This is a genomic window from Treponema sp. UBA785 (genome assembly GCF_002297065.1).
Classification (GTDB): domain Bacteria; phylum Spirochaetota; class Spirochaetia; order Treponematales; family Treponemataceae; genus Treponema_D.
Window position 1 is genome coordinate 24,801 of record NZ_DBJD01000030.1, and the last position, 26,057, is coordinate 50,857.

At 41.3% G+C, this 26,057-nt stretch carries 24 protein-coding genes, 3 tRNA genes and 1 pseudogene; 9 read left to right on the forward strand and 19 right to left on the reverse strand.

What is annotated here, in order from left to right:
- Positions 1 to 79: 79 nt before the first annotated feature.
- Complete coding sequence (locus tag B2X33_RS02275; RefSeq protein WP_296667315.1) at positions 80 to 952, forward strand: TatD family hydrolase; 873 nt, start codon at positions 80 to 82, stop codon at positions 950 to 952.
- On the opposite strand, the gene B2X33_RS02280 is transcribed toward B2X33_RS02275, so the two are convergent.
- The 13 genes and pseudogenes from B2X33_RS02280 to B2X33_RS02340 all read right to left on the reverse strand — a co-directional run bounded on the left by B2X33_RS02280 (position 938) and on the right by B2X33_RS02340 (position 9,780).
- On the reverse strand, positions 938 to 1,465 hold the full coding sequence (locus B2X33_RS02280; RefSeq protein WP_296667317.1) for a hypothetical protein: 528 nt from the start codon (positions 1,463 to 1,465) through the stop codon (positions 938 to 940). The two genes, B2X33_RS02275 and B2X33_RS02280, sit on opposite strands and share 15 nt — an antisense overlap.
- On the reverse strand, positions 1,452 to 1,634 hold the full coding sequence (locus tag B2X33_RS02285; RefSeq protein ID WP_296019678.1) for a hypothetical protein: 183 nt from the start codon (positions 1,632 to 1,634) through the stop codon (positions 1,452 to 1,454). Before B2X33_RS02285 ends, B2X33_RS02280 begins: the two co-directional genes overlap by 14 nt.
- Positions 1,631 to 2,029 (reverse strand): YraN family protein, encoded by a 399-nt coding sequence (locus tag B2X33_RS02290; protein ID WP_296706551.1) that lies wholly within the window; start codon positions 2,027 to 2,029, stop codon positions 1,631 to 1,633. The genes B2X33_RS02285 and B2X33_RS02290 overlap by 4 nt, the downstream gene beginning before the upstream one ends.
- Positions 2,030 to 2,033: 4 nt before the next feature.
- Positions 2,034 to 2,312 (reverse strand): phosphohydrolase, encoded by a 279-nt coding sequence (locus tag B2X33_RS02295; RefSeq protein WP_296667320.1) that lies wholly within the window; start codon positions 2,310 to 2,312, stop codon positions 2,034 to 2,036.
- A 2-nt stretch (positions 2,313 to 2,314) separates the two neighbouring features.
- Positions 2,315 to 2,572 (reverse strand): EscU/YscU/HrcU family type III secretion system export apparatus switch protein, encoded by a 258-nt coding sequence (locus B2X33_RS02300; protein ID WP_296019686.1) that lies wholly within the window; start codon positions 2,570 to 2,572, stop codon positions 2,315 to 2,317.
- Positions 2,572 to 3,648, reverse strand: coding sequence for a TP0910 N-terminal domain-containing protein (locus B2X33_RS02305; protein WP_296667323.1), 1,077 nt, complete (start codon positions 3,646 to 3,648; stop codon positions 2,572 to 2,574). The genes B2X33_RS02300 and B2X33_RS02305 overlap by 1 nt, the downstream gene beginning before the upstream one ends.
- Before the next feature lie 187 nt (positions 3,649 to 3,835).
- A pseudogene (rplS, locus tag B2X33_RS02310) lies at positions 3,836 to 4,183 on the reverse strand (50S ribosomal protein L19); the annotation flags it as partial.
- 2 nt (positions 4,184 to 4,185) lie between these two features.
- Positions 4,186 to 4,980, reverse strand: a complete 795-nt coding sequence (trmD, locus tag B2X33_RS02315; protein ID WP_296019697.1) for a tRNA (guanosine(37)-N1)-methyltransferase TrmD — start codon at positions 4,978 to 4,980, stop codon at positions 4,186 to 4,188.
- Positions 4,981 to 4,984: 4 nt separating this feature from the next.
- Entirely contained in the window at positions 4,985 to 5,608 is a 624-nt protein-coding gene (locus tag B2X33_RS02320) for a ribosome maturation factor RimM (RefSeq protein ID WP_296019700.1), read from the reverse strand.
- Between the two features lie 3 nt (positions 5,609 to 5,611).
- Positions 5,612 to 5,845 (reverse strand): KH domain-containing protein, encoded by a 234-nt coding sequence (locus B2X33_RS02325; RefSeq protein ID WP_078930370.1) that lies wholly within the window; start codon positions 5,843 to 5,845, stop codon positions 5,612 to 5,614.
- A gap of 20 nt (positions 5,846 to 5,865) precedes the next feature.
- Positions 5,866 to 6,108, reverse strand: a complete 243-nt coding sequence (rpsP, locus tag B2X33_RS02330) for a 30S ribosomal protein S16 (protein ID WP_234969880.1) — start codon at positions 6,106 to 6,108, stop codon at positions 5,866 to 5,868.
- Between the two features lie 369 nt (positions 6,109 to 6,477).
- A complete protein-coding gene (locus tag B2X33_RS02335; RefSeq protein WP_296019709.1) occupies positions 6,478 to 7,803 on the reverse strand; it encodes an aspartate kinase in 1,326 nt (441 codons plus the stop codon).
- 54 nt (positions 7,804 to 7,857) lie between these two features.
- Entirely contained in the window at positions 7,858 to 9,780 is a 1,923-nt protein-coding gene (locus tag B2X33_RS02340) for a ribonuclease catalytic domain-containing protein (protein WP_296019712.1), read from the reverse strand.
- Between the two features lie 216 nt (positions 9,781 to 9,996).
- On the opposite strand from B2X33_RS02340, the gene B2X33_RS02345 reads away from it, so the two are divergent.
- A complete protein-coding gene (locus B2X33_RS02345) occupies positions 9,997 to 10,740 on the forward strand; it encodes a VUT family protein (protein WP_296019714.1) in 744 nt (247 codons plus the stop codon).
- Positions 10,741 to 10,746: 6 nt separating this feature from the next.
- On the forward strand, positions 10,747 to 11,439 hold the full coding sequence (locus tag B2X33_RS02350) for an SDR family NAD(P)-dependent oxidoreductase (RefSeq protein WP_296667328.1): 693 nt from the start codon (positions 10,747 to 10,749) through the stop codon (positions 11,437 to 11,439).
- A gap of 91 nt (positions 11,440 to 11,530) precedes the next feature.
- Here B2X33_RS02350 and B2X33_RS02355 read toward each other — a convergent pair whose 3' ends face one another.
- From B2X33_RS02355 to B2X33_RS02375, 5 genes are all read right to left on the reverse strand, one after another.
- A complete protein-coding gene (locus B2X33_RS02355; RefSeq protein ID WP_296019723.1) occupies positions 11,531 to 12,649 on the reverse strand; it encodes an ABC transporter ATP-binding protein in 1,119 nt (372 codons plus the stop codon).
- 298 nt (positions 12,650 to 12,947) lie between these two features.
- On the reverse strand, positions 12,948 to 13,745 hold the full coding sequence (locus tag B2X33_RS02360; protein WP_296667332.1) for a DUF554 domain-containing protein: 798 nt from the start codon (positions 13,743 to 13,745) through the stop codon (positions 12,948 to 12,950).
- Positions 13,746 to 13,953: 208 nt separating this feature from the next.
- Positions 13,954 to 14,035, reverse strand: a tRNA-Leu gene (locus B2X33_RS02365).
- 166 nt (positions 14,036 to 14,201) lie between these two features.
- Positions 14,202 to 16,265, reverse strand: a complete 2,064-nt coding sequence (fusA, locus tag B2X33_RS02370; RefSeq protein ID WP_296667335.1) for an elongation factor G — start codon at positions 16,263 to 16,265, stop codon at positions 14,202 to 14,204.
- Between the two features lie 151 nt (positions 16,266 to 16,416).
- Positions 16,417 to 17,070: an HAD family hydrolase gene (locus tag B2X33_RS02375; RefSeq protein WP_296667338.1), complete on the reverse strand. Its 654-nt coding sequence runs from the start codon at positions 17,068 to 17,070 to the stop codon at positions 16,417 to 16,419.
- A 186-nt stretch (positions 17,071 to 17,256) separates the two neighbouring features.
- On the opposite strand from B2X33_RS02375, the gene B2X33_RS02380 reads away from it, so the two are divergent.
- From B2X33_RS02380 to B2X33_RS02395, 4 genes are all read left to right on the forward strand, one after another.
- Positions 17,257 to 17,327: transfer RNA gene (locus tag B2X33_RS02380), tRNA-Gln, on the forward strand.
- A gap of 52 nt (positions 17,328 to 17,379) precedes the next feature.
- A tRNA-Glu gene (locus tag B2X33_RS02385) sits at positions 17,380 to 17,452 on the forward strand.
- A 312-nt stretch (positions 17,453 to 17,764) separates the two neighbouring features.
- Positions 17,765 to 18,751, forward strand: a complete 987-nt coding sequence (gene rsgA, locus B2X33_RS02390; RefSeq protein WP_296667340.1) for a ribosome small subunit-dependent GTPase A — start codon at positions 17,765 to 17,767, stop codon at positions 18,749 to 18,751.
- Between the two features lie 2 nt (positions 18,752 to 18,753).
- Positions 18,754 to 21,363 (forward strand): endonuclease MutS2, encoded by a 2,610-nt coding sequence (locus B2X33_RS02395; protein ID WP_296667343.1) that lies wholly within the window; start codon positions 18,754 to 18,756, stop codon positions 21,361 to 21,363.
- A 165-nt stretch (positions 21,364 to 21,528) separates the two neighbouring features.
- On the opposite strand, the gene thrA is transcribed toward B2X33_RS02395, so the two are convergent.
- Entirely contained in the window at positions 21,529 to 24,024 is a 2,496-nt protein-coding gene (thrA, locus tag B2X33_RS02400; protein ID WP_296667345.1) for a bifunctional aspartate kinase/homoserine dehydrogenase I, read from the reverse strand.
- 247 nt (positions 24,025 to 24,271) lie between these two features.
- Between thrA and B2X33_RS02405 the strand changes: the two genes are divergently transcribed.
- Positions 24,272 to 25,201, forward strand: a complete 930-nt coding sequence (locus B2X33_RS02405) for a nucleotidyltransferase family protein (protein ID WP_296667348.1) — start codon at positions 24,272 to 24,274, stop codon at positions 25,199 to 25,201.
- A complete protein-coding gene (locus tag B2X33_RS02410; RefSeq protein WP_296667350.1) occupies positions 25,202 to 26,050 on the forward strand; it encodes a type I phosphomannose isomerase catalytic subunit in 849 nt (282 codons plus the stop codon).
- The last annotated feature ends 7 nt before the right edge of the window (positions 26,051 to 26,057 follow it).

The window sequence follows — 26,057 nt, forward strand, 5'->3', positions numbered from 1 at the left end:
GTTTTGCAAAGCAAAATGCCCCTAGATTAAAAATTTGCGCTCTATTTTACAACGCTGCGAATTTTGATAAAATCGAGCTATGTTCAGCGATACTCATTTTCATTTTCATCATCTTACAGAAGAACGCAATCTTGACGGCCAGGCAATTCTCAAGGCTTTGGCTGAGCGCGACACTTTTTTTGGTCTGGATATTGGCACCAAGGCGGACGACCTTTTTCCGCGAAAGAATGCAATTGCCAGCGCGATTTCTGGACTTTCGGACGAACTCAAGAAAAAAACAGAAAAATTTATTCAGTTTTCGGCAGGAATCTGGCCTGATGTCGGCGCAATCAAAAACAGAGACGAAGACATTGCCCGGCTTGAGGAAAATATCAGACTCTTTAACAAAAACACTCCTAAAAAAATTATTGCAATCGGAGAATGCGGTCTTGACCACCACTGGAATCCTTCGGGAGCTGACGGCCGGTGCGAAGAAGATTTTGACAAAAAAACATTCAACGGAGAGCTGGAACTTTTTCAGATGCAGATTGAGCTTGCAAAAAAAATGGAGCTTCCGCTGATTGTGCACAGCCGCGACGCTTTTGAAGGCACAATCGGCTGCCTCAAAAATATGGATTTTCACAACGGAATTATTCACTGCTACAGCTACGGACTGGAAGAAGCAAGAAAATTCTTGGATGAAGGCTGGTATCTGGCTTTTGGAGGCGGAACAACTTACACTAAAAAATCAAAAATGGAAGAAATGCTCGCCTTGCTCCGCTACGTTCCTGACGACCGCATTTTAATGGAAACAGATGCCCCTTATTTGGCGCCAGTTCCGTTCAGAGGGCAGACAAATACTCCTGTCTTAATCGAGCATTGCTATAATTTTGTTGCAAATGCAAGAAAAACAAGTCCGCAGCAATTGAGCGGACTTGTGGACAAAAACATAAAAATTTTATTTAACCTGTGAGTAAAGGGAAGACATTGTGTCCCTCCATTCTCCGCGTTCGCTGTCCCGCGCTTCCCATTCAATTTCTTTAACTATTGAAAAATGGCGCATGTCGTGAACATTGTCAAAATGAAGAACCGCAAATTTTCCGTTTCCAATGTAAGTTACTTTTTCGTTCGGTCCAGGTTTTTCCTGCTCAGAAAGCTGTTTTAACACGCAGTCAAAGTGAACGGGCTTTCCATCTCCACGGTTATTTATTGCGCTTGCTATATCGTTTATCTGCTCGCCACAGATTGCGCATTTTACCACAGCTGTCTTAAAAGCCCTGATTGCTTCAGCCTGCTTTTGAATTTCTGCGCTCGTTACAGCTCTTTGCGCAAAAGAAGGACGATTTTTTTCTTGTTTTGAATTTTTATTAAAAGAATTTGAACCGTTCTGGTAATTAGTTGAATTAGATTTTTCTCCATAAGAGGAAGAACTTCTTGAACTCCAGTTTCCGCGATTTTTACCACGGCGATGATTATCTCGTACCATGTTTTCTCCCGTCGTATACAGTCTCGCTGTCTTCCACCAATTTTCGGCTCAAAACCTGTGCAATGCGCTGCACGGCAAAATCCACGTATTCTGAATCATGAATTTTCCGCCTCAACTCCAACACACGGTCAGAAAACTGGTTATTTACAGATTTTGAAATTGCAGTCATACAAGCTCCGAGAAAGCATCTTCGATATGATAAACAGGTTCCAACTCCGGCACATCAATTGCCAGAACGTCAAAACGAATTTTGCTGTTATTATATTGTCGATGTTTTGCAAGAAAGAATTTAGAAGTTTCGATTATTCTTTTTTGCTTTCTCAGATTTAATTCATGCGCTAGCGTTTCAAGTCCGCCGCTTGGCAAGGTTTTTACTTCTGCAAAAACGAGCAAGTCTGATTTTTGTGCTATTATATCAATTTCTCCGAATCTTGTCCGCCAATTACGGGCAATAATCTTATAACCTCTTGATTCCAAAAACAGCACGGCCCTGTTTTCTCCGTCATTTCCAACGCTGCGTTTTGAGGGATGTACAAAAAAAATAGAATCTGAGAGTCTTGTCAAACCGCTAAATTTCCTCTAATTCTTCAACTTCCGCAACATCATCAAAATTTTCGTCCAGGGTTAAATTTTCGCTGTCAATTTTGTGGCCAAAAGACAAAAGATATGGAATTTTCCAGCGTTTTAGAGCATCGATATGGTACTGTTTTGCGGTTTTTCGTTCTGCCAAAAACATATTCTTTCCATCGTCAAAAAAAACAGGCGCAGAAAAACGCACGCCCAACTGGATTTCAGAACAAGAAATTTTCAAATAATTTTTGTCTAGAGCGGAACTCATTGCTGCCATAATTACAACTTCCTTTCTGCCGATGAAATAAAAGCAAAAATATTTGCAATCGCTTCGTACAGGCTTTCTGGAATTATCTGTCCAACATTTTCTACAGAAAGCACATTTACAAGGTTTTCATTTTCTACAACAGGAATTTTGTTTTGCCGGGCAATTTCAAGCATTTTTTCTGCTGCAAAACCTTGTCCGCTTGCAGCAATGAACGGTGCAACGGCATTTTCTGGATATTTTAGGCAGACGGCTTTTTGTTTTTTTTCCATCACGCTTCTCCATCAAAAATACCAAGCTCCGTATTTTCTGCCGCAAAACCTTCAAGCTCTTCAAAATCTGCCGATTCTATAGAACTAAAGGGAAAAAAAGTTTTTAACTTTTCATTCATAAATTGCAAAACACTGTCAGAAGCATTCTTTAATGCAAATTTTATTGCATTTACTTTGTTCTCCATTAAATATAACACAAACGAATAGGATTTCTGTGAATTTTTACAATTTATTAGCAATTTCTTAATGCATTTTTTATCATCGGAAAGCAAAACTCTAATTACTCCAAAATAACCGTTAAAACTCCATTCAAACGGCAGAACAATCCAATGGCTTTCAGCGCTGTTTTTGGGTTTTAGAGAATTGAATAAAGAAAGCGGTCCGCATTCATTTTTCCGGGCACTTTCAAAAACAGTTTCAAAATATTCTTTTATGTCGTCCGAATTTATTTTTTCTTCGCCGGATTTTTTTTCAAAAAAAGAATTTTCGTCATTCTCTCTATTCTTTTTTCCTGAATTTTCTTCATCGTAAAAATTTCTTGTAACCGCTTCAACTGCAAAATCTGTCGGTGAGAGGCCTTTTTCTCCGAGCAAAAGCGCAACCTGCGATTTTTGAATATCTTTTTTTTCGTTTTTTTGTCCGCGCAATAGAGAATTTTTTAGCTTTGAAGGCTCAATTTTAATTCCCATTTCGAGCGCAAACTGAATCAGCCGCAAGCTTTCAGGAATTACAGGAAGTCCAAGCGTTATAAGCATGTTTTTTAAATCTGGATTGGAAGAATCAAAATTTTTTAGGTTAAAAGTTTCAAGTCCGCTGTTTTTTGCGCTTTCCAAAACTTCTTTTAGAAAAACTTTTCCATCTTTTACAAAAATCTGCGCTTTAAAAACCTGTCCGGGCAAAAGTGATTTTTGTGATTGAACACGAAACTTATGTCCTGCAAAGCTCACCGCATAAAAACCAGATTTTTCTTTAGAAATTACACGGGCCTTAACAACACTTCCGTCATGCAAAGATGAAGATATATTTTTTTGAGAAAAACCATTATTGCCGCTTACAACTTGAACTGATGAATACATAAAAAAACCCGGAACTTTTATGAACCGGGCTAAAAAAACTTAAGACAGATTTAAATTACTTCTTTTTTGCTTTTGCAGCAGCTTCAGCAGCCTTTGCCTCAGCAGCTTTTGCGTCTGCATTGATTGATGCCTCTGCAATGTCAGCAGCTTTGTTTGCAGCACGTGATGCAGCAATACGAGCGTTTGCTTTTGGTCCAAGAAGCTCCTTAATTCTTGCACCCTTACCAACCTTGCCGCGGAGGTAGTAAATTTTAGACTGACGAACTTTACCAGTCTTCAAGATTTCTACTTTGATTACACGTGGGCTGTATACAGGGAATACACGTTCAACACCTACGCCGTAAGAAGTCTTGCGAACTGTAAATGTCTTGCGAACTCCAGAACCCTTAATGCAAATTACAACGCCTTCATATTTCTGAATACGTTTTACTTTGCCTTCGATAATTTCAAAGTGAACAACTACAGTATCACCTACTTTGTAAAGCAAAGCGTTCTCTTTTTTCTGCTGCTCTTCAATAGTCTTAATAAGATCCATTGTTATACTCCTGATTTATCCGCAGCTTTTCTGCCACGGCGTTTTCTGCTTTCATGCTTTTGAAAGTGCATGTCAGTCAGTTCCTCAATCATTTTTTCAGCTTCTGAAGTAAGCTGCCCTCTCAACCTTGCCTGAACGATTAAGTCCGGTCTGTTTGCAAGCGTTTTTTGAAGTTGCTTTTTCAGCCGCCACTTTCGGATCAATTCATGGTTGCCACCGGTTAAAACATCCGGAACTTCCATTCCCCTGTATACTTTCGGGTGAGTATACTGCGGATATTCCAAAAGTCCGCCAGAATAACTTTCCTCTTCCAGTGATTCGTGAGTAATAACATCATCAACCAGCCGATAAACAGCATCGATTACAACGGTTGCGGCTACTTCTCCGCTGGACATAACGTAATCTCCAATGGAAATTTCGTCATCTACGTACTCATCAATTATACGCTGGTCAATACCTTCGTATCTTCCGCATATAAGGACAATTTCGTCCTTCTGACTAAGTTCCTGCGCCTTTGACTGAGTAAACGGCTTACCAGAAGGTGTAACATATATTACATGCTTTTTGTAAGCTTTAACGCTGTCCAATGCGCGCCCGAGAGGTTCCGCCATCATCAACTGACCGGCTCCGCCTCCATACGGTTTGTCATCACAAGTCTTGTGTCTATCAAAGGCAAAATCCCTGATATTCACTAAATCGTAAGCAATAATTCCCTTTTCAACCGCCTTCGCCATGATTGAGGCTTCAAAAAATGCGCGCGGAATCTCAGGAAACAAGGTCAGCACAGTAAATTTCATGGAATTACTCCAGAATCCAGAGGTGCATCAACTGGATACACTTGTTTTTTATGTCAATATTTCTTACGAACTTAGGATTAAATGGAACGTAAACCGTTTTCACTGTTTTCCCGTCTGCAAGATATTTGACGTTTTGAACAAGCAAGTCACAGTTCTCGGCCAGTAAAATCTCAAGGAGATTTCCAGAACCGCCTTCAATTACGTCTGTGATTGTTCCCACTGTTACAGGTTTACCCACAGCAGGCGCAGTCCAAACTGCCAATCCGTCATCGCCCTGTTCAGGATAAAAGTTAAGGGCACAATTTTTAAGGTCTTCAATATACCACTCGTTTTTTCCGAGTTTTTTGGCATATTTCCGTGGTACTACAATCTGCCATCCGCTGAGCTTACGAACATCTTCGGGTGAGTCTATTCCCACGAGTTTTAAATACAAGGTACCGGCGCCTTCACTAACCGACTCAACCTTACAAAGTTTTGAGTCTCCTGTCTTACCGTTCCTTAAAGTTACCTCCTTCATTGAATAGAAATGCTCAAATTCACCGGAAGTACTTTCTACTTTCATATTACCCGAAATTCCATGAGAACCGCGGATAAATCCTACAATAAACTGTTCAGTCTGTTCTGCCATTAACTAATCCAAGATTTCAAGACTATAACGTCTTCCGTCTTTTGAAGCAGACGCACTTAAAACAGTACGCAAAGCTTTTGCAATACGGCCGTATTTACCGATCACCTTACCAATATCACCCTGGGCAACACGAAGCTCCAAAACAGGACCACGCTCACCCTCGGTTTCAGTTACCGAGACTGCACTGGGATCATCGACCAATGATTTTGCAATGTATTCAATCAGGTCTTTTTCCATTCCCCGTTACTCCAGTTCAGTTATTTGTTAAGGCCTTTTGTGCTGAAAAGTTTGCGTACAGTGTCTGAAGGCTGAGCGCCAACACTGATCCAGTACTTTGCACGATCTTCTTTTACAGAAAACTGTTCTCCCGCCGCGATTGGATCGTAAGTTCCAATCTCTTCGATTGTTGTGCCATCACGTGGTTTGCGTGAATCCTGCACTACGATACGGTAAGCTGGACGCTTTTTTGTACCGAATTTCTTGAGTCTGATTTTGACCACTTTATCCTCCAAAGGACTTATTTAAGTCCTAAAATTGCTATTTTTTTCTTCACGAGCATAATAACACTAGTGTAGAATGCAGAATATTTTATTCTTTTGTATAGATTTAATCAATATAGCATACTAAAGATTTTCAAGTTTATAACCGATATTTTTTATTTGGAGCGCATCTCCGCACAAACCGGCTTTCCGCCCTTCGCTAGCGCTCATTGCCGTTCCGGCAACTCCGGGGCTCCAATCCGGGCTATAAAGCCCGGTCGTGAGCTTTATAGCACACACGTAAATAAACGGGTTTTGCGCCAAGCAAAAGCTAAAAAAAATGCCCCGGAAACAAGCAAATCCGGAGCTATAAAAAACTAAACTTCTTGACTATTCAAACAATGCCTTGTGCAAAATCTGAACAACTGTGTTTGCCTGAGAATTGTCAACAAGGAAACTTATATTAACCTTGCTTGCGCCTTGAGAAATCATCTGAACGTTGATATTTTCTTTTTTAAGCGCCGCAAAAGCGTCCGCAAGAATCGAACTTGACGAAGAGGCATCGCAAATAATCGTTACGATAGCCTTTTCATTTTTTACAGTCACATCTGCCGCTTTTTTCAAGTCTTCAACAAGTCCGTCAAGTTTAGAATTTCCATTTACTGTAAGAGAAACAGAAACTTCTGAAGTCGCAATCACATCAACAACAACATTCCATTTTAAAAACTGGTTGAACACATGGGCCAAAAATCCACATGCGCCGAACATGCTGTTTGACTGAATATCAATCAAATCTACATTTTTAACGTTTGTAATCGCAAGAACGCGCGGGGTCTTTCCACTGTGTTTTGCACGGATTACAGAACCTTCGCTCTTTATATTGTATGAATTTTTTACGCGGACTGGAGTTCCTGTTTTTCGGCATGGGATCATTGAGCGTGGATGCAAAACCTGAGACCCAAACATCGCAAGTTCCTGAGCTTCTTCATAAGTAACTTCTGGAACAGGACGCGCATTTTTTACAATCCGCGGATCTGTCGTCAAAATTCCATCAACATCTTTCCAAGTCTGGATTTCATCAACGCCAAGAGCAGCGCCAAGCATAGTTGCAGACAAGTCAGAACCGCCACGGCCGAGGGTTGTAATCACACCGTTTTTGTCTTTTGCAATAAAACCTGTAACAATCGGAATTTCTTTCTGTTCGCCGTTTTTATAAGCAGCAAGTTTCTCCGGAATATTTTTCCATACGTCCGGCAATAGTTCCGCATTCATAAAATTTGAATCTGAAACAAAGCCCACATCCCAAGCATCGTAGAATTTTGCAGGAATATTTTGCTTGTTGAGATATGCCGACATCAAGCGCACTGACATTCTCTCGCCAAAACTTACAAGATAATCTCGTGAACGCTTAGAAAGCTCGTGCAACATGCTAATTCCGGTGAGCAAAGTTTTTAATTCGCCCAAAAGCTCTTCAATCGCAGGAACATCAACATCCAAAATTCTGGCAGTATCGAGGTGAAGTTTTTCAACCTTCGAAATGTCAACCTTTCCGTTTACAGCCAAATCGGCCGCTTCGAGCAAATGATCCGTTGTATCGCCCATTGCGCTCAAAATAACAAGCGGACGTTCATTTTCATAAGCCTGAATAATAGAGGCAACGTGCTTAATTCTTTCGGCGTCAGCAACACTTGAACCGCCAAATTTCATTACTATCATATTCGGAAATTATAATGAATTAAAAACTAATGCACAACTACAGTATTTTTTTTGTCAGACTTTAACAAAAACAACGCTCAAAGCCGGCAAGTCGATTTTTTCAGCTTTTACAGTAATTTTGCCGTTCAATTCACAGTCTACACCGGCAATTGCGGTTTCCATTCCGAGTTCCTCGATTAAAAAAATTGACTGTTTTTGCTCTTTAGAAAGGCAAATTGCGTTTCCGCTCCACCCAGGATTCTGCAAAAGATAAACCAAAGTCCAATGTGTATTGCTGTTTCTTTCTGCCTGCCTTGCAGCTCTCGCCGCGGCATCTCCAGCGGCAACTCTCATAAGCATTGTATCTTTGTCAATTAAAGGCTCATTTTTTATGAATGCGCGCAACTGCTCGTGTCCGATTAAATCTCCGTAACGGCGAAGAGGCGAAGTTACCTGGCTGTACATTCCAAGACCAAGCGCCGCATGAGAAGACGGAGTTACGCCGACATTTCGCTTGCGCATGCAACGTCTGAGCCTGTATTGTCCGGCAAGTCCTTCCGGCAAAACAGCAGGAATATCCGGCGCATCCTGGCTTATAAATGGAAAAGGAATATTGTTTTTAAAGGCAAATTTTGCCGCTCCTTCACCTGCAAGAATCATACATTCGCGCACAACCTCTCCGCTCTCGTAATGCACAACTTCTTCCATGCTGACTTTTTTTGTCTCTGGCTCAACAACAACGTGAATTTCTGGCATTTCGATAAAAACAGCGCCGTTTTTTTTGCGCCGCTCGGCTGTTTTTCTGGCAATTTCAAAAAGAGGTTTTAGTTCCGCGCTGTCTTTTAGCTCATCGGCTTTTTTGTAAGACAGGCGTTTTACATCAACAATCGTACGCAAAATTTCGCAGTCCTCAATTTCGCAATTTTCATTCAGCTTAATTTTAAAGCTCAGGGCACGGCTTATTTCTTTTAATCCCAGCGCATAATCTTCAAGGCAGTCCTCGCTCAACATTCTAGCCGCACCTTCAGGAATATATAAAGTCGCTCCACGTCCTCTTGCACAAATATCAATCGGGCTGTCAGGCAAAACAGTGCTTGCAGGATCTGCTATATGAACCCAAAGGTATTCACCGTCAAAACAAATCGCGTCGTCAGGGTCTGCAGACCACTCAGAATCGATTGCATAACTTGTTCCCTCAACTTTTACCCTGTCTTCTTCCGGCGGACGTCCAAGGCTCAATTTTGCGCTCTTTGTGCTAAGCCCCCAGCGCAAAGGATAAGGATTTTTTGTAATATCCCAAATTCCAGTTTTTAAAAGAATTTCGTGGGCACGTTCGACAGTTTCTTTCATTCCCGCATCTTTTAAAATTTTACAGCTGTCCGTCTTGCAAAGCGCAAATGCTTCTACTTCCTGCATATATTTTCCGTCAGCAGGCAAATCAAGTTTTCCCTGGCGCAATCTGGTTATAAAGGCAGCACGCATTTCTTCGGCATGTTCTTTTTCAAAAGCCTTGTTTTTTAATTCTTCGATTTTTTCGACAGAACGAGGAATAAAAAGAATTTTTTGACATTCAATGTCAGAATTATCGATTTTTTCTTCAAAATAAAATCCGCTTTTTAAAGCGCAATAGACGCCCCAAGCTTCATCGGCGGCAATTTTTCCGCGAATCAATTCTACAAGCTCAGAAAAGGGCATAAATGATGATGAAGTTTCGTTTTCGCTGCTCAAAAGCTCGTAAATTTCTGCAATCTGATTCTGAACCTGACTCTCCGGCTTTAAAGCGTTTTCTGCAAAATCAAGACAATTTTCCAGTGAAGAAGCTGGATTCTCGCTCAACAAAATTATATCGCGCGGACGCACTTTCTGACTTGCGTAAACTGCTTTTTTTCCTGACAAAGTAGCTCTAGAAACACACCAGCTCACTAAAATTTTGGAAGATTCTTCGCCTTCGACAAGAGCACAAAAACTTTTATAAATTACAACGGATTTTTTTTGCATATAGCCCACCTAAGGCAATTTTACAAAATCCAGGGCGGTTTTTCAATCGACAAAAATTTTATGAGCAACTATTATGGCAAAATGCAAACACGGCTTGCCTTTTTAGAGCAAACAATATAAAGTCGTTTTTGCGCAGTTTATGATTCCTCATAATTCTCCTGCGCTTTATAAATCAAAATTCTTATGGAGGCGGACGTTTTTGCGTCCATCGTTCTTATGAAAAAACTCTCTTCAAAGCTTATGCAGGAAATAAAAGATTTTAAAATTCTCCTGCGAAACATTCCTTCACTTACAGTTTCACTGTTTATTCTGTCGGTTGTCTGCGCAAACTTAATGGCAAACAAAGAACTCGTAAATTTCAAGTACATTGCCCTTGACTGCGGATTTACTTTTAGCTGGATAATGTTCCTGTGCATGGACATAATCTGCAAACGCTGGGGAGCAAAAGCTTCCATCAAAGTTTCGATTCTCGCGCTTGCAGTAAATCTTTCTGTCTGCCTTATTTTTGCGCTTCTCTCAAAAGCGCCTGGAATGTGGGGCGAGTTTTATACGACAGAAAATCAAGAAGTAAACCGCGCATTAAACGCAACATTCGGCGGTTCGTGGTACGTTGTTTTGGGCTCGGCCCTTGCCTTCATCACCTCTTCAATAATAAATGCGCTCTTAAACACAGCAATCGGTTCTTTTCTCAAAAAAAACAATTTTTTCAGTTTTGCACTGCGCTCCTACATTTCAACGGCAATTGCCCAGTTTGCAGACAATTTTATCTTTGCAACAGCCGTTTCAAAAATTTTCTTTGGCTGGAGCTGGACTCAGGTTATCGTCTGCTCTGCAATAGGAGCGTTTTTTGAACTTTTGTGCGAAGTTGTTTTTTCCGGACTTGGCTGGAAAGTAGTGCGCCAGTGGGAAAAGGAAAATGTCGGCAACGAATATCTTGAATATCAGAAAAAACAGGCATAATCAAACATGAAAGTCTTAATCACCGGAACAAGCCGGGGAATCGGCAGGGCCGCAGCTTTAAAATTTCTTTCGGAAGGATTTAATGTAATCGGATTGGATATTGAATCAGACACAATTTCAAAAAGCCATGATGCGAAAAATAAGGAAAATTATTCTCATTTTACAGCAGATATTTCCGCCCCATCTTCTCTTCCGGAAATTCCTGACGTTGAAATTCTTGTAAACAACGCAGGAATTCAAACTCCGGCTTTGACAGGTGGAGAAAAAGACATTCAGGTAAATCTTATCGGCACGATGGCTGTAACTCAAAAATACGCGTTTCAGCCAAAAATAAAATCAGTGCTCTTCAACGCCTCTGTTTCCGCTCTTACAGGAAACGAATTTCCTTCGTACGCAGCTTCAAAAGCAGGAATAATCGGCTACATGAAAAACTGTGCAATTCGCCTTGCAAATTCATACCGCGCAACCTGCAACGCAGTATGCTTTGGAGGCGTGCTGACAGAATTAAACGAAAAAGTCATAAAAAACGATAAGCTTTGGCAAAAAATCATGGACGCAACCCCTCTAAAACGCTGGGCAAGCGCACAAGAAGCCGCCGACTGGATTTACTTTCTTACAGTAATAAACAAATTCTGCACAGGACAGGCAATCGATGTTTCTGGCGGAGAACGAAACTGCGCAGACTTATTTGTCTGGTAAAATTATAAGCCGTAAGCAAAAAAAAATCCCGATGTAAAATGTTTTTCACACCGGGATTTTTTATCAGCCGTTTATATAAACGCCGTTCTGATTACCATTTCTTTTCGATTTCTGGTTCACAGATATTTACTTCTGTTTCCAAGTCAAAGAACTTGCATCTTTCCATTTTTGGAGTAAAGTTTACAGTATCTCCAAGCTGCGGATTTACAACTGGTTCACATTTAGCAACAATGTTTACATTCTGAACCTGAACAAATACGTGAGTTTCTGCTCCGAGCGGTTCTTTGTTTGTAACTTTTACCGCCATGTTGTTTTCTGCAGCTGGTGAATCATGATAATCCAAGTCTTCTGGACGAACACCGAACCAAACCTGTTTTCCAACATAAGCCTTAAGATGTTTCTGCTGGTCAGCAGTTGGCACAAGCTTAAAGTTTCCTTCGTCTGCAATTACATTGCCGTTTTCTTCAGCAATATTTACTTTGAAGAAGTTCATTGGAGGAGTTCCGATAAATCCAGCAACGAATTTGTTAATCGGGTGATTGTAAAGGTAAAGAGGCTCTCCAATCTGCTGAATGCGTTTTTCTGACATTACAACGATTTTTGTACCCATTGTCATAGCTTCAATCTGATCATGAGTTACATAAATCATAGTTGCCTGAAGGCGGTTGTGCAAATCAGAAATTTCAGCGCGCATTGTAACACGGAGTTTTGCGTCAAGGTTAGAAAGAGGCTCGTCAAACAAGAATACTTTTGGAGAACGAACAATAGCACGGCCTACAGCGACACGCTGACGCTGACCGCCAGAAAGAGCCTTTGGTTTACGAGCAAGATAGTTGTCAAGGTCAAGAATTTTAGAAGCTTCGCGGACACGGCGGTCGATTTCTGCCTTGTCAGTTTTGCGGATTTTAAGACCGAAAGCCATGTTGTCGTATACAGTCATATGCGGATAAAGAGCATAATTCTGGAATACCATTGCAATATTGCGGTCTTTCGGCGGAATATCATTCATCAATTCACCATCGATGTAAAGCTCGCCGGCAGTAATGTCTTCAAGACCTGCAATCATACGGAGAGTTGTAGATTTACCACAACCAGAAGGACCTACAAATACACAGAATTCGCGGTCTTCAATTGTTACATTTGACTTTTCAACGGCAAGAACATCACCGTCATAAACTTTTGTAACGCCTTTTAGTTCAACCTTTGCCATTTAGTTTTCCTCCTCGTGGCATTTAAGGGATTAGATTATGAAAATATCTTAAAAAAAAAACGAAATAAATTCAACCTTTTTTCCGCCAACCTTTTTCAGGCAAGGCGTATGGCGCGCCGCCGGAGGCGTTTGGGGCAATTTTTAGCAGATTTTTTTATTACTATGAAAAGATTTTTTATTTTTTACAGCCAGAAAAAAACAAATTTCGAAATTGCCCCAAATGGAGCGAAAGCGCAAGCGCAGAACACGCCGGTTTTGCACAGCGAACGCGGCGCAAAATGCCACCAAAATCAAAAAATTAAAAAATTCCTTTAAATACAGGCTCAAGCAAAACAAACAAAACCGTAAAAAGAACGGCTGGAAGATAATTTGCAGTTTTTATTTTTTTTATCGCCATAATGTTAAGTCCGATAAAAACAATCAGAACGCCTCCGCTTCCTGTAATTTCGTTCAAAAGCTTTTCGGTTACAAAAGGCGAAATCCAGACAGAAAGCAAGGTAAGAAGCCCCTGATAAATAAGCACTGAAAGCGCGCTAAAAGCAGTTCCAGCTCCAAGGGCAACCGCCATTCCAATCGAAATAAAACCGTCAAGAATCGACTTTAACAAAATAATAGAATAATCTTTTTCAATTCCGGCTTTGAAAGAACCAACGATCGCCATAGCGCCGACACAAAAAAGCACAGACGAATTTAAAAAAGCATAGGCAAAATTCTTTTTTGGCTTCCCTGAAGAAAATTCCGAAATTCCGCTGTTAATTTCGCCGGCAGTTTTTACGCTCAAGTTTTTTAAATTTTCATTTTCAAAAGAATTCTCTTCAGCGTTCTGCCCAAAAACTTTTCCTAGCCATTTTCCAACTTTTAAAACCGCGCCGTCAATATCGAGCAAAGTTCCTGCAATTCCGCCCAAAATTACGGAAAGCGACAAGTAGACAACATTCTGATATTTTAGCGCCATCTGGATTCCCATCACAAAAGTAACTCCGCCACATGCAAAAGTAATAGAATCCGTAACTTTTTCAGAAATTTTCCGCGCAAACAAAAGTCCAATCATCGAACCAAAAATAATCGCACCACAGTTAATAAATGCAGCTGGCATAAAAAAACTCCATGCGGTTGATTTTTAAGGGCGTCCGGCAAAGCCGCCGGGTCTTTGCGTTATAAAATTGCTCCGCAATTTTTCCGTTCAGCCACGCGATGCGTGTCCGAACCGCTTTTGCGGCTATCAGCCCCTGACGCGCCCGTTTTTATAAACCAGCCGATATAAAAAAAGGCTGTCCGATAAAACCGAACAGCCTTTTGCAAGTTGCGGAGAAGCTGACTTGAACAGCCACGACTTGCGTCACCAGCACCTCAAGCTGGCGTGTCTACCAATTCCACCATCCCCGCACGATGTATTTATATTAACTAAAATAAATTTTTTAGTCAATAATTAAAATCGTTTTTTTTAAATTTTTCTGTTTTTTTTGCAAATTTTATTTTTTATCCTGCAAAAAGAAAGCCGCCAAAAAGTAAGTTTCTGACGGCTTTCTTTTATTTTGAATGTCTCTGATTTTTAGAGTCCTGCGTTATCTAAGCCGCCCTGCTTAACCTGAAAATGTGAAAATTCCATGCTAAAGCTTGCGCGTCCCTGGGTTACAGAACGAAGGTTTGTAGAAAATCCGAACATTTTTGCCATTGGAGCAGTGCAATGGATAATCTCGCCGGTAGATTTAGAATCCTGGCCGCTGATAATTCCACCGCGCTGAGTAATCTGGCTGATCGCTTCGCCTACAAATTCAACAGGACTTGTAATGTCAACGTTCATAACAGGCTCAAGAATTACAGGACCTGCTTTTCTTGCAGCTTCGTCAAAAGCCTGGGCTGCACAGGCAGTAAATGCGAAAGGTGTTCCGGTAAGTTCGTTGTAGTCGATTTTTGTGACAGTTACGCCGACATCGGCACAAGGATAGCCGTACTGAATTCCAGACGCAAACGAGTTTTCGATTCCTGTTTTTATAGCGTCGTAAATTTCGTCTGGAATTTCTCCGCCATGAACCGCGCAAGAATAAGTGTTGCCTTGTCCCTGCTCATTCTTTTGAATTTTTAAAGTTACGCCTGCAAAATTGTCTTTTCCGGCAAGATTTTTCTCCCAAACAGAACTCTGTTCAACCTCAGAAGTTACAGACTCGCGGTATGTTACGCGAGGAGCGCCAACATTCGCCTTAACGCCAAAATCCTCCTTCATTCTTGTAACCAAAACGTCAAGATGCAATTCGCCCATTCCGCTTATGATAAGCTGCCCAGTTTCTGCATCTTCGTGACTTGTAAAAGTCGGATCTTCGCGGCTCATAATTGCAAGCGTATCAATAAGCTTATCTTTATCAGAAAGAGTTTCCGGTTCAATTGCAATAGAAATTACAGGTTCAGGAAATTTAAGGCTTTCGAGGAGAACCGGCATTCCCTCGGAACCGAGAGTGTCGCCTGTCGAAGCAAGTTTTAGTCCGACAAAAACGGCAATATCGCCTGCGCTTACGCTGTCCATCTGCTCCATTCGATTTGCATTTACACGAAGGATTCTATTCACCCTTTCACGCTTTTTCTTTCCGACGTTAAGATACTGGCTTCCTGCTGTAAATTTTCCGGAATAAACGCGGACAAAGCAAAGAGTGCCCATATCTTTGTCCTGCTGGATTTTAAAAACAAGACCGAGCGGCATCTTCTTTTCGTCGCAAGGAATTTCTACTTCTTCTTCGCGGTCTTTTTTTATATGAAGGCCTTTTGCAGGAGGAACATCGGTCGGACAAGGCAAATAGTCGAGAACAGCATCAATTAAAGGCTGAATTCCCTTGTCGCGGCGCGCAGAACCAAGCACACAAGGAACCGCAGTTCTAGCAATCGTACATCTTCTCAAAGCGGCCTTGAGCATATCGTCAGAGATTTCTCCGCCTTCAAGATAAATCATTCCAAGCTCATCGTCAGCCGAAGCAACATCGTCAACTAGTTTTGCATGCCACTTTTCAGCCTCGTCCTTTCTTTCAGGAGAAATTTCCGATTCAATAAAAGTTTCGCCTTCATCGCTTTCGTTCCAGCGAATTTCCTTCATTTTGATTAAATCAATCAGGCCTTCAAATTTTTCGCCCTGTCCAATAGGAATTTGAAGGGCAACGGTATTTGCGCCAAATTTTTCGCGGACATCATTTATAGAATAGAAAAAATCTGCTCCAATTCTGTCCATTTTATTTACAAAACAAAGTCTTGGAACATTAAACTGGTCAGCTTGCCGCCATACAGTTTCGGTCTGTGGCTGAACACCGTCAACAGCGCAAATTACAGCAACTGCACCGTCCAAAACACGCAACGAGCGCTCAACTTCGGCAGTAAAGTCAACGTGTCCCGGAGTGTCGATAATATTTATCGTGTAGCCTTTCCATTGAGTCGTAATTGCAGCAGAAGCAATCGTAATTCCACGCTCCTGTTCCTGCTTCATGAAATCCATAGTTGCGGTACCATCATCAATTTCGCCGATTTTATGAATTTTTCCCGTGTAAAAAAGAATTCTCTCAGTTGTTGTTGTTTTTCCGGCGTCAATGTGAGCCATAATTCCAATGTTGCGCATTTTTGCAAAATCTAAAGCCATTTTCGTACCCTGTAAAATTTCAAAAAATTCCTTCGCTAAAAAAGTTCAGCCTTCAAAATAAAATTTAAAGACCATAAAAAACTAGAGAGAGATTATACCAAAATCAAAAAATCCTAACAATAAGAAGATTTCTCAAATTTTTTACACAGTTTTAAATTTCTTCCAGGGAATTTAAAATTTTTGCGCACAAACTTTTTATTTTTTCGTCCGGTTTTATCTGGTCTGGAACTAAAATAACTTTTAAACCGGCATTATACGCCGAAAGAACACCGTTCGGACTGTCTTCGACGGCAACACAGTTTTTTGGATCTATACCGACAGAGGAACAGGCCCTTAAATAGATTTCAGGATCTGGCTTTGAATGCTCTACGCTGTCGCCACAGGTAAGTGTTTCAAAATAATCTATCAATCCAGCACGAGAAAGCTGTCTTTCGACTGCCTGTCTTCTAGTTGAACTTGCAAGCGCAAGAATAAAACCTTTATTTTTTAGCCGCTCAAGACAGTTTTTTGCACCTGGCATAAGTTCAATTCCTTCGCTTTCTTCTGTTTTACGAAAAAGATTTCTGGCATAATCATACCATTCTCGAACATTAAAATTTTCATTCTGTTTTTCAAAAAAATTCTGAAGAGTAAAAAGAGTATCCTGATCTGACTGCCCTACACACTGGTAATAAACTTCATCAACGCCCTTAAGATTCCATTTTTCAGCCGCCAGTCTCCAGCATTTTTTACAGAGACTTTCAGTGTCCAAAAGCACTCCATCCATATCAAAAACAAAAGCAGAAATTCCGCCAGCATTAAACATAATTTTTATCCAACTTTATAAAAAGCTTTGTGCAAGATCTCGACATCAAGAATATTTTAGAAAAAAAGCATTTTCTTTTCAACAAAACAAAAAATACAGAGCGCACATAAAAAACTAAATTTTTAATATCCAACACTTGACATAAAATTTATTTTTTCATATAGTAGTTTACATCACAAATCACATTCCCCGATTGTGTAATGGTAGCACTTCAGATTCTGGTTCTGACTGTGGGGGTTCGAATCCTCCTTGGGGAACTCGAAAAAGGGCTGACTTTTAATAGTCGGCTTTTTTTATAAAAAAACAAAAGGCTCCATCGAATATCGGTTTAGTTCATCGCCCTCTCAAGGCGGGGAGACGGGTTCGACTCCCGTTGGAGCTAAAAAAAGCTTAAAGACATCTTTTGGGATGTCTTTTTTTATGGGCAATGTCCCAAAAGTATATTTTCTGCCATTTTAGGGTCTGCCACGAAAATCTAAATGAATATATTGCAATCATTTAGAGATTGCTAACCGAGCTTGCTATGCAAACATCGCAGTATCAAGAACGACAATGACATTTAGAACTTATTAGGCATCCCCCTTCCCCCCCCCTCCAACAAAAAGAAGCGAACCCGCGAGGTGAGCGCGCCGACTGGCGAAAAGGTTCCAGAAAATATTGCAAAACCTTAAAATCTTACGTAAAATCAACTTATATGAACCAACTTACAGGTACCGTTTTAAGCGGCTCGAACAATGTCTTTGAAGTTGAATCTTTTTCCGAAGATGACGGAGGTTTTACAACCCGTTCATGCGCCCTCAAAAGCAAAAGGTTAAAATCAGACAAAAAATATTACAATCCGCTTGCTCCTGGCGACATTGTCCAAATTGAAGTTGACAGTCTTGAAGACAAAAAAGGTCAAATTACGGCTTTGGTTCCGCGCAAAAACGAATTCGTACGTTGGAACGTAAAAGGACGTTCTCCGCAGCTTCTGGCAGCAAATCTTGACTATGTAATTCTCGTTACAACCCCAGAAGAGCCTGATTTCCGTCCGCGTTTTATTGACCGCGAACTTGCACAGGCCGAAAGACAGGGAATCGAACCGATAATTCTCGTCAATAAATGCGACCTTGAAGGTTCTCAAGACGAATCATTCTTAAAATACGTTTCAATCTGGGAAAAACTCGGATACAAGGTGATGAAAATTTCTGCAAAAACTGGCGAAGGCATGGTTGAGTTTGCACATTTTATCCAAAACAAACTCTGCGCGCTTGTAGGCCAGTCCGGTGTCGGAAAATCATCTCTTGTAAACGTTCTGGACAGCACTGTCGTTCTCAAGACAGGAAGTCTTTCTAAAAAATACGGCAAAGGAAGCCACACAACAACAAAAGGCACTTTGCTTCACATAAAATTAAACGAATCGCTTACTGGCGGCATCCAAGGCGCTGTAGCCTCAATAATCGACACTCCAGGAGTCAGACGCTTTGTACTGCACGGCATCGAATCAAAAGACCTTGCACTTTACTTTAGGGAATTTTCTCCCCTTGTCGGAAAATGCAACTTTGGCTTAAGCTGCACACATATAAACGAAAAAGGCTGCAAAATTCTCGAAGCCGTTGAATCTGGCAAAATCAGCCGAGAGCGCTATGAAAACTGGAAAAAAATCTCAGAAGAAATTAAAACAGGCAGCTGGACAGACTAACAATGTGGCACAAAAAAACACTCGAAGACCTTGCCTATTTTAGAATCCGCGACACAATTGCAGGATTTTGCGCAGGCGAAGAATCACAGGAACTTTTTAAAACAAAACTTCCGTTTACAGAAAATGAAAAAATCGAAGAATTAAAAAATTTAAGCCGGGAATGGGACATAATTCTCAATTCAAAATCTTCTTTTTCTATAAAAAGCTGGAATCCGGTTCATTCTTTTTTTAAGATTTTACGTATTGAAGGAACAACTCTCGACCGCGAACAGCTTTTTGCAATTTTGCAGTTTGCAACTTCGGCCCTGAACGCAGAAGAAACAATAAACACCGCTTCAAAAACACTGTCCGTAAAAAAACTTCATTCACTCTCGCAGACTCTTCCGGAAAATGAGCTCTTGGCAGTAAAAAACGAAATTTCGCGAGTCCTGGACAAGGACGGACAACTAAAAGACCTTCCGGTTCTACGCGAAATCCGCGCAAAAATCGCCCAGCTTAAATCAGAAATTGCAGGAGCGCTCAAAAAATACACGGCAGATTCAAGCCTTTCAAACGTACTTTCGAGCAATGTTCCGGCGTTCAGGGCAGACAGGCAGGTTCTTGCGGTAAAAGCGAATCAGCGCGCACGAATTTCGGGAATTGTCCACGAAGTAAGCGCGTCAGGCCAGACAATTTTTATCGAACCTGACGAAGTCGTACGAAAAAATAATGAACTTATTCAAGAAGAATTCCATCTTCAGAGCGAAACACGAAAAATCTTTACAGAACTCACAGCAAAAATAGCGCCCTATGTTGAATTCATTTCTTCCGCCCTCAAAATTCTAATCAAACTCGACCAAACTTGCGCGGCGGCCCGCTGGGGAATTGAAAACGACTGTACATATGCGCTTTCTTGCACAGAAAAAGACGGAACCGCTCTTCCTCCTGCCCTCGTCGCAGCAAGGCATCCGCTTCTTGGCGAAAAAGCCGTTCCAATAGACATGAAATTTTTAAACGAAAAAAATGTTCTCATAATCACAGGCCCAAACACCGGCGGCAAAACAGTCAGCCTCAAAACCTTTGCGCTTTTTGCGCTTTTAAACCAGACTGGATTTCCACTTCCGGCAAAAGACGGCACAAGGCTTCCTGTATTCAACTCGGTTTTTGCAGACATTGGCGATGAACAGTCAATTGACCAAAGCCTTTCAACTTTTTCCGCACATATGAAAAACATTGCGGCAGCGGTAAAAAAGGCAGATAAAGACAGCCTTGTTCTGCTGGATGAACTTGGCAGCGGAACAGATCCACAGGAAGGCGGAGCAATCGGAATGGCAGTTCTTGACCATCTTATCGAAAAAAAAGCATTCGTCCTTGTCACAACCCACCACGGAATTTTAAAAAATTACGGTTACACAAACAAATTCTGCATAAATGCAAGCGTAGATTTTGACACGGACACGCTAAGCCCGACATACAGGCTTTTGATGGGAGTTCCGGGAGAAAGCCACGCCTTAGACATTGCAAAACGTTCAGGCTTAAGCTCAGAAACAGTCGAAAAAGCAAAACACTACATTCAAAGCGAACAGGCAGACGTAAGCACGCTCATAAAAGGTCTTACCGAAAAATACGCCCAGCTTGCAAAAGCCGAAAAAGAAGCAGCAGACCTCGAAAGCCGTCTTAAAGAAAAAGAACTCAAGCTGGAACAAAAGCTTCTTCGTCAAAAAGAAAAAGAACTCGAACTTAGAGAACGTGAGCAGCAGGAATCAGGACTTTTTGTTTCGCAAACCCGCAAAAAACTCGAAAATCTCGTGCGGACCCTCCGCGAAGGCGAAATAACCCGCGAAAAAACACTCAGCGTAAAACAGTTTTTAAACGAACTTACAGGCAAAGTCGAAAAATCAGACAAAGCCCTCGAAGAAGAAAAAATCCGTCTCGAAAAACAAAAAGAAGAATTCGAAAAAAAATTAAAGTCAGAACCTGTCCGCCTGGAAAACGGCATGCTCATAAGCACAAACAGTTCAAACCGCCCAAAATCAAACAAGGCAAGCAAAAAAAAGCTCAGCAATGCGCAGGCACTCGCACTGGCAAAAAACACATACACAGCAGAAGAAGCAGAAAAACTCAGCGCACAAGCAGGCTCAAGTTTCGTAACAAAGGCGCAGACCGTACAAGTTTCGCCACTTGCCTTCGAAGCCGGCAGCGAAGTTCTGCACAGGGCAACAAAAACACGCGGAACATTGATTTCCAGCATAAAAAAAGGCGTTTGGTCAGTACAATTAGGCTCAATCAGAATAAATTTAAAAGAAAAGGATCTTGAGCTCATAGCCCCAGCCCAAATTCGCGCGACTGTCAGCATAGAACTTGCCCAAGACATTTCTGGACAGGCAAAACCAGTTTTCGAGCTGCGTCTCCTCGGAATGCGCGAAGAAGAAGCCCTCAAAGCCCTTGCACGCCAGCTCGACCTCTGCCAAATTCACAATTTCAAAACCTTCTCTATAATCCACGGCAAAGGAAACGGCATTTTGCAGCAGTCAGTCCAAACATATCTTTCGCAATACCCGGCCGTCAAAAGTTTTCATTACGCTTCGCCAGAAGACGGCGGATTCGGAAAAACCTATGTTGAATTAAATTAAAGGAGGGGAAAGCCTTCCCCTGCGCGCCCGCTGCGCCGGCCGCTACCCCTTCAAGCGGGGGCACCCCGCAACGCCCCGCAAAACTGCTATAGACAGCTCACCAAACTCTGCTTTTTATAAAAAAAATCCGTGCAACATTCTGCCGCACGGATTTTTTATCAAAAGCTACACTTCCGGATTAAAGCTTACCGTTCTTAAGACGTCGCCAAATACTCCGGCCGCAGTAACGTCTGCTCCTGCTCCGTAACCGCGGATTGTCAAAGGAATTGGCGTATATCTTGCTGTTTCAAATACAAAGGCATTTTCACCGCCTTTTACCGCAAATAAAGGATTTTCTGGTCCTACTTCCAGCATTCCGACAGAAACCTTGCCGTTTTTTATCGATGCGCCCATTCGCAAAACTCTATTCTGCTTTTTAAGAGAAGCCATTTTTTCATCAAAATAAGAATCAACTTCCGGCAAACGAGCCATAAACTCGTCTACAGTTCCTTCTATGCTGAAATTTTCAGGAAAAATCGAATTCATTTTTATGTCAGAAAGTTCAATTTCCATTCCGGCTTCGCGCGCAATAATCAGAGCCTTGCGTGCAACATCAGTTCCTTTAAGGTCGTCGCGAGGATCAGGTTCCGTAAAGCGCATTTCTTTTGCTTCTTTTACCGCTTCGCTAAATTTTTTTCCTTCGTCGAGTTTTCCAAAAATATACGAAAGAGAACCTGACATAATTCCGTTAAAACCTGCAAGGCTGTCTCCAGATTTAAACAAGTTCTGCAAAGTATCAATAATCGGAAGTCCTGCTCCAACATTTGTTTCGTACAAAAAGCGCACATGATTTTTGTTCGCAGTTTCACGCAATTCACGATAATACTGCATAGACATTGAATTTGCACGTTTGTTAGGAGTTGCGACATTCATGCCAGAATTCAAAACATCAAGATAGCGTTCTGGAAGATCGTAGCTTGCCGTACAGTCAACAAAAATAGGATTTAGAGGCTTGTTTTCCTTTACAAATTTTAAAACTTCATCAAGATTCGTCTTTTTTCCAGAAACAGAAACTGCATTTCTCCAGTCAGACAAATCAAGTCCATTTCCGTCAAGAAGCATTCCTCGCATTGTCGCAATACAGCAAACTTTTATGTCGATATTCTGTTCTTTCAAAATCTTCTGCTGTTTATAAATCTGATCAAGCAAGGCTCCGCCAATTGTTCCTGCGCCAAAAGCAAAAACTTCAATCGGCTGAGTTGTATTAAAGAAGAATCTGTGTGTTGTCTTTACGGCAATGTCGCCATATTCACCGGCAATTACTGTCGAAATTGAGCGTTCGCTTGAACCTTGTGCAATCGCAAGAATATTTATGCTTCGGCTCGAAAGCGCATTGAAGAATTTTCCTGCAACACCACGATTTTGCTTCATACCATCGCCGACAATCGACACAATTGCACAGTCTTCGATTACACTTATCGGATTTATAAGGCCGTCACGGATTTCAAATGCAAATTCAGACTCAAGAGCATCTTTTACTTCTACGCTCTGGCTTTGGCGTACACAGAACGAAATTGTATATTCTGAAGAAGATTGAGTAATCAAAAGCATGCTGATTCCTGCACGGCTTACTGCGGCAAAAATTCGGCTTGCAATGCCAGTTTTACCTTTCATTCCTCCACCGCTTACTGAAACGAGGGCTGTTTTTTTCAGACAAGAAATTCCGCAGACAGGCCCAACTTTTTTTTCAGATTCAAAAGGGCCGCGGCCAATTCTAGTTCCACGCGCCTTGGGATTGTGAGAATTTAAGCTCCATGCTTCGATTCCGCGGGCAACAAGAGGGGCGAGAGTTTTTGGATGAAGGACTTTTGAACCAAAGAACGAAAGTTCCATCGCCTCTTCGTAAGTCATATCGTCAACAAGAATTGCATCGCTTACGACACGAGGATCGGCAGTATAGATTCCATCAACATCTGTCCAAAATTCAACTTTTTTAGAAGCAAGGCAGGCGCCTATTATTGCGGCAGAAAAATCCGAGCCATTGCGCCCCAAAAGTCCCATTTTCGGCTCATCATCGGCATGCGCAGACCAACCGCATACAAATCCTGGAAAAAGAAGAATCTGCGCCTGAGAACATTCAGCTCCATCGCGGTAAGGTCCAAGAGCTTCCGAAGTTCTTGCATAATCAGGATCGCTTTCAATCTGGTTTCCAGTTGTAAAGATGAATTTTCGGCTGTCCAAAACAAGAACATTCTGTTTTTTTGCAATAAGAATTGCATTTATAATCGGAACACAGCACAGTTCGCCCATCCCCATTATGCGGCAGTAAATTGATTCCGGACATTCGCCAAAAGCCGCAACGCCAGAAAGCAATTTTTCAAGTTCAATAAAGTTAGGTTCGATTTTTGCCATTGTAGAATCAGAGTCAAAACCTGCTACAGAAGCATGAAGCTGGGCGCAAATATCTCCATGAGTCCTTTTTATGCCGTCTATGAAATTTGCAGGAAGCGAACCAGAAACACAGCCGTCAATAGCGGCCTGAAGAGCATTAGAAACTCCGGCAACGGCAGAAACAATTACGCTGATCCTGTCAGTTTTTGCCCTGCCAAGCATAATTTCCACAGAATCAAGCATTCTGCGGGCGGATCCCATCGAAGTACCACCAAATTTCAAAGTAAGCATACAAACCTCACAACTTTTTAGAAGTTTCAATTATAATGAATAAAAACTCTTGTTACAATCAGAAAAGATTCTGCATTTTTCTATTAAAATCGATTATATTATTCAATTTTTCAAGAATCACTTTACACAAAAAACTCGAACAAACACGAAAAAACCGTTTTGTTGAAAAAGTGAAATTTTAGTGCTAAAATGAATTTCGAACGCACAAAAAGATGTTCTAAAATAACATTCATTACGGGAGATTATTATGAAACCTACTTTACTCGTACTTGCGGCAGGAATGGGAAGCCGTTACGGCGGAATCAAACAGATTGATACAGTTGGAAAAAACGGAGAGTGTCTTCTTGACTACGCTGCATATGACGCTAAAAAATGCGGTTTTGAAAAAATCGTTTACATAATCAGAAAGGACATTGAAAAGGATTTCCGTGAACGTCTTTTTGACAGAATTGCAAAAAATATCGATGCCGAATATGTTTTTCAGTCGCCAGAAGCGCTTTTGACTGCCGACGAATACGCACTTTCTCAGACAGCCGGCCGCAAAAAGCCATGGGGAACTCTTCACGCTGTCCTCTGCGCAAAAAAAGCGCTCAACACTCCTTATGCAGTAATCAATGCAGATGACTACTACGGACGCTCAGCATTTGAAACACTCGGAAAATACCTTTCTTCTATCGACAATAGCTGCACAGAACACGCAATGGTCGGCTACATTCTCGGAAAAACAATGAGCAGAAACGGTTCTGTAAGCCGTGGAGTCTGCCGGACAAAAGACGGCTACCTTGAATCAATCACCGAAAACACAAAAATTTACTATACTGGCGAAAATTTCAGCGGAAACGAAATTGAATCAGATTTGAACGGCACAATCTACAAACTGACCGGAAACGAAACTGTCAGCATGAATCTCTTCGGCTTTACACCTGCCGCTTTCGATGAATTTGAAAAATACTGGGACGGATTCAAAAAAACAAACCTCGAAGAACAAAAAGCAGAAGCGCTTCTTCCAGTTGCCGCAAGTCAAATTATCAAAGACAATAAAGGCAAGATAAAAGTATTCACTTCCGAAGAAAGCTGGTTTGGCATGACTTACGCAGAAGACAAACAGGTTGTAAAAGACGCAATCGCCGAAAAAATTGCATCTGGCTACTATCCTGAAAAACTTTGGGACAAATAATTGAAACTTTTAACACCAATTCGCTCAGAAAAAGTATGGGGATACGAAGACTGGATTGCATCAACCCACAAAGACGGTTCCCAAAAAGATTTTATTGAACTCGTAAAAGATTATCCTCTTCTTGTAAAGATCATTCAGGCAAATGACACTCTTTCTGTCCAGGTTCATCCGGACGATAAAACAGCCGTTGAACTTGAAGGTGAAGGCTCCCGCGGAAAAACTGAATGCTGGTACATTCTTGACTGCAAAAAAGGCGCAAAACTGATTGCCGGCTTAAAAGACGGCTGCACAAAAGAACAGATTTCTGCCGCAATAAAAAACGGAACGGTTTCTGGACTTATGAACAGCGTTGAAGTAAAAAAAGGCGACTTCATCTTTATTCCAGCAGGAACTGTGCACGCAATAGGCGGAGGAATTCGTCTTATGGAAGTCCAGCAGAGTTGCAACATTACATACAGGCTCTACGACTGGGGACGTCCGCGCGAACTGCATATCGAAAAAGGCGTAAAATCAATAAAACTCGAAGCAGACACAAAAAACTGCTTTTCAGACGGAAAACCATTCAGTTTGTCGCCAATTGCGCCTCTTGCACAAAATTTTGAGTGTCCGTATTTTTCGCTTATCAAAAAAAATTTTTCTGGCGGATATTCATTTCTTGCTTCCAAAAACGAAGGCTATGAACTTTTATTCGTTGTAAACGCAGAAAAACTAAAAGCAACAAGAACAGATTCCGACGGACAAAAAGTTCTTTTTGAAACCTTGCAAGCAGAACAGATTTTTGCAGTTTCTCCGGGAGAAAAAGTCACTCTCGAAGGCAAGGCAAAAATAATAAGAATTAAAGCAAAATAAAAAAAGC

Excerpts from the sequence above, each read along its gene's own strand:
- B2X33_RS02275 (WP_296667315.1), top strand. The coding sequence starts at position 80 with ATGTTCAGCGATACTCATTTTCATTTTCATCATCTTACAGAAGAACGC.
- B2X33_RS02280 (WP_296667317.1), bottom strand. The coding sequence starts at position 1,465 with ATGGTACGAGATAATCATCGCCGTGGTAAAAATCGCGGAAACTGGAGT.
- B2X33_RS02285 (WP_296019678.1), bottom strand. The coding sequence starts at position 1,634 with ATGACTGCAATTTCAAAATCTGTAAATAACCAGTTTTCTGACCGTGTG.
- B2X33_RS02295 (WP_296667320.1), bottom strand. The coding sequence starts at position 2,312 with ATGGCAGCAATGAGTTCCGCTCTAGACAAAAATTATTTGAAAATTTCT.
- B2X33_RS02300 (WP_296019686.1), bottom strand. The coding sequence starts at position 2,572 with ATGGAAAAAAAACAAAAAGCCGTCTGCCTAAAATATCCAGAAAATGCC.
- B2X33_RS02305 (WP_296667323.1), bottom strand. The coding sequence starts at position 3,648 with ATGTATTCATCAGTTCAAGTTGTAAGCGGCAATAATGGTTTTTCTCAA.
- trmD (WP_296019697.1), bottom strand. The coding sequence starts at position 4,980 with ATGAAATTTACTGTGCTGACCTTGTTTCCTGAGATTCCGCGCGCATTT.
- B2X33_RS02320 (WP_296019700.1), bottom strand. The coding sequence starts at position 5,608 with ATGGCAGAACAGACTGAACAGTTTATTGTAGGATTTATCCGCGGTTCT.
- B2X33_RS02325 (WP_078930370.1), bottom strand. The coding sequence starts at position 5,845 with ATGGAAAAAGACCTGATTGAATACATTGCAAAATCATTGGTCGATGAT.
- B2X33_RS02335 (WP_296019709.1), bottom strand. The coding sequence starts at position 7,803 with ATGATAGTAATGAAATTTGGCGGTTCAAGTGTTGCTGACGCCGAAAGA.
- B2X33_RS02340 (WP_296019712.1), bottom strand. The coding sequence starts at position 9,780 with ATGCAAAAAAAATCCGTTGTAATTTATAAAAGTTTTTGTGCTCTTGTC.
- B2X33_RS02345 (WP_296019714.1), top strand. The coding sequence starts at position 9,997 with ATGAAAAAACTCTCTTCAAAGCTTATGCAGGAAATAAAAGATTTTAAA.
- B2X33_RS02350 (WP_296667328.1), top strand. The coding sequence starts at position 10,747 with ATGAAAGTCTTAATCACCGGAACAAGCCGGGGAATCGGCAGGGCCGCA.
- B2X33_RS02355 (WP_296019723.1), bottom strand. The coding sequence starts at position 12,649 with ATGGCAAAGGTTGAACTAAAAGGCGTTACAAAAGTTTATGACGGTGAT.
- B2X33_RS02360 (WP_296667332.1), bottom strand. The coding sequence starts at position 13,745 with ATGCCAGCTGCATTTATTAACTGTGGTGCGATTATTTTTGGTTCGATG.
- fusA (WP_296667335.1), bottom strand. The coding sequence starts at position 16,265 with ATGGCTTTAGATTTTGCAAAAATGCGCAACATTGGAATTATGGCTCAC.
- B2X33_RS02375 (WP_296667338.1), bottom strand. The coding sequence starts at position 17,070 with ATGTTTAATGCTGGCGGAATTTCTGCTTTTGTTTTTGATATGGATGGA.
- rsgA (WP_296667340.1), top strand. The coding sequence starts at position 17,765 with ATGAACCAACTTACAGGTACCGTTTTAAGCGGCTCGAACAATGTCTTT.
- B2X33_RS02395 (WP_296667343.1), top strand. The coding sequence starts at position 18,754 with ATGTGGCACAAAAAAACACTCGAAGACCTTGCCTATTTTAGAATCCGC.
- thrA (WP_296667345.1), bottom strand. The coding sequence starts at position 24,024 with ATGCTTACTTTGAAATTTGGTGGTACTTCGATGGGATCCGCCCGCAGA.
- B2X33_RS02405 (WP_296667348.1), top strand. The coding sequence starts at position 24,272 with ATGAAACCTACTTTACTCGTACTTGCGGCAGGAATGGGAAGCCGTTAC.